Origin of the sequence: Nocardia farcinica, from assembly GCF_029867845.1 — a bacterium.
GTDB classification, from domain to species: domain Bacteria; phylum Actinomycetota; class Actinomycetes; order Mycobacteriales; family Mycobacteriaceae; genus Nocardia; species Nocardia farcinica_A.
In genome coordinates this window covers 1-5,155 of sequence record NZ_JARWRU010001267.1, presented here as the reverse complement: position 1 = coordinate 5,155, position 5,155 = coordinate 1, and the positions used below count along the sequence as shown (strand labels likewise).

Sequence of the window (5,155 nt, the reverse complement as noted above, 5' to 3'; positions counted from 1 at the left end):
AGCTGTCGTCGACACCGGGCCGCGAGTCATCGTCGTCGTCCTTTCTTCTCAGCTACCCGGCGTCAGCGCTGCAGCCACGCGTCGTAGAGCGACACCTGGGCACCCGGCTCCCAGCGCAGACCGCCCAGCGCGTCGGAGTGGGCGTGCGCGACCGACTGCTCGTGCAGCAGGATCACCAGGGCGTGCTCGGTGATGTAGCGGGCGGCGTTGTCGATGGCGACCTGCCGGTCCTCCGGGCGCGCGGCGGCGGCCTGCTGCTCGAGGTAGGTGTCGAGCTCCGAGGGCGGCAGGCGCAGCGGATTGTTGCGCTTGGTGGTGAAGTGCATGGTCAGCGCGGCCGGGTCGGCGCGGGTGAAGCCGTAGGGCACGAAGTCGTACTGGCCGCTGTCGAGCGCGGCGAGCATCTCCGCGCGCGAGACGGTGCGGATGATCAGCTCGACGCCGATGCGCCGCAACTGCTGGGCGACCAGCTCGTAGCTGTCGCTGCCGCTGCCGTGGCCGTTGAGCACGGTCAGGCTCAGGCGCTTGCCGTCCTTGACGCGGATGCCGTCGGGGCCTTCCTGCCAGCCCGCCTCGTCGAGCAACCGCTTCGACTCCTCGGGCTCGTACTTGATGTACTGCGAGAAATCGGTGTAGTGCGGGGTCGTCGACGACAGCACGCTGGTGGCCAGGTTGTATCGCGGCAGCAGCACCGTGGCCCGGTACTCCTCGCGGTCGATGCCGAACTGGATGGCCTTGCGCACCCGCTCGTCGGACAGGATCGGCGAGCCGTTGTTGGTCAGGTACTCGAAGACCGTGCCGGGATTGTTGGTGCTGGTCACGCCGAAGCCGCTCGCCTTCAGCACGTCCTCGTCCTGTTGGGGCACCTGGTTGATGAGGTCGACCTCGCCGGAGCGCAGGCTGCCCACGCGCACACCGGCTTCGGGGATGACCCGGTACTCGACGCGGTCGAGATAGGCCTCGCCCTCGTGCTGGGCGTTGGCCGACGGCCAGGCGTAGCCGGCGCGCTTGGTGAGCACGACCTCCTGGGTGGGGGTGTAGTGGTCGAGCACGAACGCGCCCGAGGCCGAGATCTGGCCGAGGCAGCGCTGTTCCGGCGGCAGCTGATAGGTCGAGGGCGAGAGCACCGCCATGTTCACCGTCGACAGCGCCTGCAGGAAGCTGGCGTTGGGCTGGTCGAAGGTGACCTTGACGCGGTCGGGCGCGAGCACCTCGGTGCCCGCGTAGTCCTGCAGGTAGCTGGAGGCGTTGAAGGCGCGGCCACCGAGGGCGTCGACGCCGTCGAGGAAGGCCTTGGCCGCGGCGCCGTCGAACACCTCGCCGTTGCTGAAGGTCACGCCGGAGCGCAGACCGAACTCGAAGACCGTCGCGTCGTCGTTGACGGCCCACTCGGTGGCCAGCCACGGCACGATCTCACCGGTCTCCGGGTCGGCGTCGACCAGCGAGTCGGCGACCTGGCGCAGGATGTCCCTGGTGGCGGTGAGGTCGGTCTGGTTGGGGTCGACGCAGATCGGGTCAGCACCGGTGCCGATCTTCAAGGTGCCGCCGGGGACGGGATCACCGGTGGGCCCGATCGAGGAGGCGTCGTTGTCCGACGAGCACGCGCTCAGGGTGAGCGCGGCGAGCATCGACACGGCGACCCACCGCTCGATCCGTCTTTTCCTAGCCACAGTTCGGCCTTTCACGAAATGTCCGTTGTCGGGATGTCTGTCGGGATGCATCGGGGGAATATCTGCCGGGGAGGCCCCGGCCCGTTCAGTGGTGTCCGAGGACGTTGAACCGCAGGGTCCGGCCCGCGTACTCGGTCTGGAACAGGCCGCGGCGCTGCAATTCGGGGACCAGGTGGTCGGTGATGACCCGGTAGCCGCCGAAGTGCTGCGGAGAGATGACGAAGCCGTCGGCCGAGCCCTCCTCGAAACGCTCCTGGATCTGGTCGGCGATCTGCTCGACCGAGCCGACCGGGTCCCAGTGGCCCGAGGCCGCGCGGTTGTTGTGGTAGACGAGCTCGCGCAGAGTCTTGTCACCGTTGAGCACCCAGCGGCGGTACATCTCGTAGCGCGAGCGCCTGCCCTGCACCGCCTCCACGTCGGGCAGCCGGTGCAGCGGGATCGGCTGGTCGGGGTCCAGGTCCGACAGGTCGACGCCACCGAAGCCCGAGGACTCGAAGTTCTTGCGCTGGGCGTCCCAGTCCGCGGTGGTGGCCAGCTCGGCCAGACGCCCCGCGGTGTCGCGGGCCTGTTCCTCGGTGCGTTCGATCACCGTGTACAGGCCGGGCAGGATCTTCAGATCGTCGGGATGGCGGCCCGCGGCGGCCACCCGGCCCTTCATGTACTTGTAGAACTCCAGCGCCTCGTAGCGGTCGGGCTGCGAGGTGAAGATGGCGTCGGCATGCCTGGCGCCGAAATCGACACCGGCCGTGGATGATCCGGCCTGGAACAGGAACGGGTAGCCCTGCGGGGCGCGATCGATGTTCAGCGGGCCCTCGACGCTGTGGTGCTCGGAGACGAAGTTCGTCCGGCGCACCTTGGCCGGGTCGACGTAGACGCCGCTGTCCCGGTCCACCACGCGCGCGTCCGGGTCCCAGCTGTCCCACAGCGCCTTCACCGCGGCGACGAACTCCTCGGCGCGGGCGTACCGCTCGTCGTGCGGAGGCAGCTCGATGCCGAAGTTCTTCTCCCCCGCCGACGAGGTGACGATGTTCCAGCCGGCGCGGCCCTTGGACAGGTGGTCCAGCGAGGCCATCTGGCGGGCCAGGTTGTAGGGCGCGTTGAAGGTGGTCGAGGAGGTGACCACCAGCCCGATCCGCCGGGTCACCGCGGCCAGCGCGGACAGGAAGGTCACCGGCTCGAACAGTCCCATCGGCCGCTCCAGCGAGGTGCCGACGCCGTCGGACAGGAACAGCGAGTGGATCTTCGCGGCCTCCGCGGCCCGCGCGATCTCGGTGTAGACGTCCAGGTCGAGCACCCGCTCGGCCGGACTGTCCGGCAGCCGCCAGGACTGGTAGTTGGTCCCCATCCCGAGGATCTGCAGGACCAGGACGAGTTGTCTCTTGTCGCTCATGGAAGTGCTCGATTCCGAATCAGGTCCGGTCCGCGGCTCAGGCCGGGGCTCCGACGGAGGCCAGTTCTTCGCGCAGGATCGGCAGCAGGTACCTGCCGTAGTCCACGACGTCGTTGAGGTTGTCGTAGCCGCGGATGGAGATCAGGTCGGCGCCGAGGGCGACATAATCGAGGATCGCGGCGGCCACCGTCTCCGGGGTGCCGACCAGTGCGGTCGAGGCGCCCTGGGCGTTGGTGGCGGTGGCGGTGGGGGTCCACAGCGCGCGGTCGTGCAGCTCACCGGCCTGCGCGGCGGCCAGAAGCCGCTGGGAGCCGACGTTCTCGGGCAGGTTGGCCGGGGTGGCGCCCTGGTTGTGGCGCTGCAGGGCGGCGAGGATCGTGTGCGCCTTCTCCCAGGCCTGGTCCTCGGTGGGGGCGATGATCGGGCGGAAGGTCACCCAGATGCGCGGCTTGTCGGCGCGGCCGGCGAGTTCGGCCTGTTCGTGGATGGCGGCGATCTGCTCGGTGGTCTGGGCCAGCGGCTCGCCCCACAGGCCGAAGATGTCGGCCTTCGACCCGCCGACCCGGTAGGCCTCGGCCGAGGAACCGCCGAGCGAGATCGGGATGGTGCCGTGCACCGGGCGCAGGTCGGCGACGAAATCGTCGAACCGGTAGTGGGTTCCGGCGTGGCTCCACGGCTCCGGCTCGGTCCACGCGCGGCGCAGGATGTCGATGAACTCCCCCGAGCGCGCGTAGCGTTCCGGCTTGCTCAGGTAGTCGCCCTGGCGGGCCTGCTCGGCGTCGGTGCCGCCGGAGATGATGTGCACGACGGCGCGGCCTCGGCTGAGATGGTCCAGCGTGCTCAGCGCCTGCGCGGCGGCGACCGGATGGATGATGTTGGGCCGCAGGGCCACGATCAGCTTGATGCTGGAGGTGATCTGGCTGAGCGCGTCGGCCACGCCGAAAGAGCTGAATCCCTTGGAGCCGTAGGGCACCAGGGTGTAATCGAAGCCTGCCTCCTCCAGCGCGTCGGCGTAGCGGCGCAAGTAGTCGACATCGATATCGGCGCCCGGCTTCGGGTACAGATCCGAGGAATCCCGGACGTGCACCTGACTGATGAATTCGACAGCCATGTCTTCTCTTTCCGTGACCCGGGCGCGTTCGGGCGACCCGAGATGATTCGAGGGGGGTTCGAGGGGGGACTCAGGCCCGGGCCGTTTCGGATCTCGGCGGCGGAACCCGGCTCACACGACAAAGCCTCAGCGGCAGCAACGGCAGAGGCGACAGCAGCGACAACGCTCGGCTGCCGCCGAGGCCCTCCGCTGCGTGGTCGTCATCATCTGCACGGGGACAACCATGGCCCCGCCGTGCGTGACCTGTCAAACCACTGACGTGGATTTACTCATCATGATCGTTACCGGTGACCGGGGCGCCGGGGTGCGGCAATCTTGACCGAATCTGTCGCCGTGTCCGCCGGTTACGCTGCGTGAGGCGACGCCGAGGTGGAGGCGACACCGTGTGTCCGTGGGAGGGAGAGTGCCGGCCGTGAAATCACCGGTCGTCGAGACGAAGGACCGGCGTCGATCAGGCTATATGTTCAGATCCGATCAGCTCTGTCTGAATTTCGTCGCCACCGTCGCCAAGCGCGACATGAACGACACCGAACGCCTCGTCACCGGCGGCGACCTGCAGACCTGGCTCTACGTCGCCGGGTTGCCGCCCGCGATCGGCCCGATCACCGAGGAACACCTCGACACCGCCCGCGCACTGCGCGAGGCCGTCGCCAACCTGACCCGTGCCCGCGTCGACGGGCTGCCGCCCTCCCCCGGCTGTATCGAGGTGATCAACCGGGCCGCGGCGGTTGGCACGCCGCATCCCTTGCTCTCGGTCGACGGCACCACCGCGGTGCCCGCCGCCCCCGCACCGCTGGCGGAGATCCTGTCGATCATCGCCCGCGACGCCATCGACCTGTTCAGCGGCGAATACCGGGACCGGGTGCGCCGCTGCCTCGGGCACGACTGCTCGCTGTACTTCGTCGACCGTTCCCGTCGCGGCGCGCGCCGCTGGTGCGCGATGGCGGCCTGCGGGGAGAAGGCCAGTTCCGCCGCCTACCGGAG

The 5,155-nt window shown here is 69.0% G+C and carries 4 protein-coding genes; 1 reads left to right on the top strand and 3 read right to left on the bottom strand.

Annotated features, from left to right (window positions below; translation table 11 throughout):
- Positions 1 to 62: 62 nt before the first annotated feature.
- From QH283_RS28455 to QH283_RS28445, 3 genes are all read right to left on the bottom strand, one after another.
- The gene (locus tag QH283_RS28455) at positions 63 to 1,670 is read right to left on the bottom strand and encodes an ABC transporter substrate-binding protein (protein WP_280506015.1); all 1,608 of its coding nucleotides are present in this window, start codon (positions 1,668 to 1,670) and stop codon (positions 63 to 65) included.
- Between the two features lie 85 nt (positions 1,671 to 1,755).
- Positions 1,756 to 3,060, bottom strand: coding sequence for an LLM class flavin-dependent oxidoreductase (locus QH283_RS28450; protein ID WP_280506014.1), 1,305 nt, complete (start codon positions 3,058 to 3,060; stop codon positions 1,756 to 1,758).
- A gap of 37 nt (positions 3,061 to 3,097) precedes the next feature.
- Positions 3,098 to 4,171, bottom strand: a complete 1,074-nt coding sequence (locus QH283_RS28445) for an LLM class flavin-dependent oxidoreductase (RefSeq protein WP_280506013.1) — start codon at positions 4,169 to 4,171, stop codon at positions 3,098 to 3,100.
- Positions 4,172 to 4,631: 460 nt separating this feature from the next.
- On the opposite strand from QH283_RS28445, the gene QH283_RS28440 reads away from it, so the two are divergent.
- Positions 4,632 to 5,155: CGNR zinc finger domain-containing protein (locus QH283_RS28440; protein WP_280506012.1), on the top strand; the 524-nt coding region annotated here is incomplete at its 3' end.

What these genes read in the sequence shown, in the direction of transcription:
- QH283_RS28450 (WP_280506014.1), bottom strand. Translation starts at nt 3,060, where the DNA reads ATGAGCGACAAGAGACAACTCGTCCTGGTCCTGCAGATCCTCGGGATG.
- QH283_RS28445 (WP_280506013.1), bottom strand. Translation starts at nt 4,171, where the DNA reads ATGGCTGTCGAATTCATCAGTCAGGTGCACGTCCGGGATTCCTCGGAT.